Below are 2,059 nucleotides of genomic sequence, written 5' to 3' on the forward strand. Positions count from 1 at the left end.
TTGGGATATTGCCCTCATTTTATTTGCCCTCAATGAGTCTACAGAATTTATAAGCCCTACCAAAACACCGGAGTATCTGGCTGCGGGCAAGCCTGTAATATCTACAGCAATTAAGGATGTAGTGCAACCTTATGGAAATGCGGGTCTCGTGCAGATCATCAGTGATGCAGAATCTTTCGTTTCGGCAGCAGAAAAGATATTTGCAGATACCGAAAAAGATCATTGGCTGAGAACTGTAGATCACTTTCTCGAAGACAATTCCTGGGATCATACATTTAATAAAATGAACGCACTTATCAACGAAGTGGAAACAATTAATTATCAGATAACAGAACCCCAAAAACAGATCAACCATGTATGATTTTTTAATAGTAGGCTGCGGTTTTGCAGGAGCTGTTTTGGCAGAACGGCTTGCTGATGAAGGGAAAAAAATCTTAATTGTTGATAAACGCGACCATATAGCCGGAAACGCTTTTGATTATTACAATGAAGACGGAATTCTTATCCATAAATATGGACCTCACATCTTTCACACCAATTCTGAAGATGTTTTCAGATATCTGGGGAAATTTACCGACTGGCGACCTTATGAACACCGTGTTTTGGGAAGTGTTGATGGCTTATTGGTGCCAATTCCAATAAATCTTACAACGATCAATGAGCTGTACGGTCAGAATTTGACTTCCAGTGAAGTAACAGATTTTTTAGCCTCTAAAGCTGAAAAAAGAAATCCTATTCTCACTTCTGAAGATGTTGTTCTGAATGTTGTAGGAAAAGAGCTGTATGAGAAATTTTTTAAAGGGTATACCAAAAAACAGTGGGATCTTGATCCCTCAGAATTGGATGCTTCGGTAACCGCGCGGGTTCCTACGAGAACCAACAAAGATGACCGCTATTTTACAGATACATTTCAGGCAATGCCAAAACATGGCTATACCGAAATGTTTAAAAAAATGCTGTCAAGCAAAAATATAAGCATCATGCTGCAGACCGATTATAAAGATATTGTTGATGTTATTCCTTTCAGAACACTGATTTATACAGGTCCTATTGATTCTTATTTCGATTATTGCTACGGAAAATTACCCTATCGTTCTATTGATTTTAAATTTGAAACACTGGATCAGGAAAACTATCAGGCAACAGGAACGGTCAATTATCCAACCTCAAATCTGTATACAAGAATCACGGAGTTTAAATTTCTGACAGGGCAAAAGAACGACAAAACGACCATTGTTTACGAGTATCCTACAGCAGACGGCGATCCTTATTATCCGATTCCGAGGAAACAAAATCAGGAAATCTATAATCAGTATAAAAAGCTCTCTGAGCAATGTCCTGATGTATTTTTTACAGGACGTTTAGGAACCTACAAATACTATAATATGGATCAGGTTGTAGCGCAGTCATTGGCTTTGGTCCGAAAAATAAAAAGCAGGGAAGAGCATGTTTAGCAATGATTTTCTATTGTTAAATGTCAATCCGTTCAGAAGTTTTCTGATGGGTGGCTTTGAATGTGCAGATCAGCAGAACGCATTTGGGAACAGAGTAGATTTGTACAAAGCATCAGGACATGAGCTTTTTCTGGAAGAAGATTATGATCTGTTAAGCGAAGTCGGGATAAAGACCATAAGAGAAGGCATCCGTTGGAGTATGGTAGAAAAAGTACCGTACTGCTATGACTGGACAGAGATGGAGCGCATCATCAAAATTTCCCAAACTAAAGATATTCAGGTTGTCTGGGATCTCTGTCATTTCGGTTTTCCTGATGATCTCACTCCGCTTCATCCGATGTTTGCGAGAAGATTCAGCCATTTGTGCCGTGAGTTTGTTTTGAAATACAGAAGCCTGATTCCTGAGGGTATTTTAATTATAACTCCCATTAATGAAGTCAGTTTCATTTCCTGGTTGGGTGGTGATGTAAAAGGAACGTCACCATATTGCGTAGGGCAGGGTTGGGAAGTGAAGTATGCCCTCATGAAAGCATATATTGAAGGTATCGAGATGATGAAAGAAGTTGATCCTTCGGTAAGAATTTTAATTACCGAACCTTTAGTCA

Annotated in this window: 1 protein-coding gene and 2 pseudogenes; all 3 read left to right on the forward strand. The window is 39.0% G+C overall.

Features of this window, described 5'->3' with window-relative positions:
* Positions 1-361 (forward strand): annotated as a pseudogene (locus tag AC4FQ5_RS19490) (hypothetical protein); the annotation flags it as partial.
* Complete coding sequence (gene glf, locus AC4FQ5_RS19495; protein ID WP_491146130.1) at positions 354-1,454, forward strand: UDP-galactopyranose mutase; 1,101 nt, start codon at positions 354-356, stop codon at positions 1,452-1,454. The pseudogene AC4FQ5_RS19490 and the gene glf, both read left to right, overlap by 8 nt.
* Positions 1,447-2,059 (forward strand): annotated as a pseudogene (locus AC4FQ5_RS19500) (hypothetical protein); the annotation flags it as partial. The gene glf and the pseudogene AC4FQ5_RS19500, both read left to right, overlap by 8 nt.

The sequence above is a fragment of the Chryseobacterium sp. DT-167 genome, assembly GCF_058310155.1.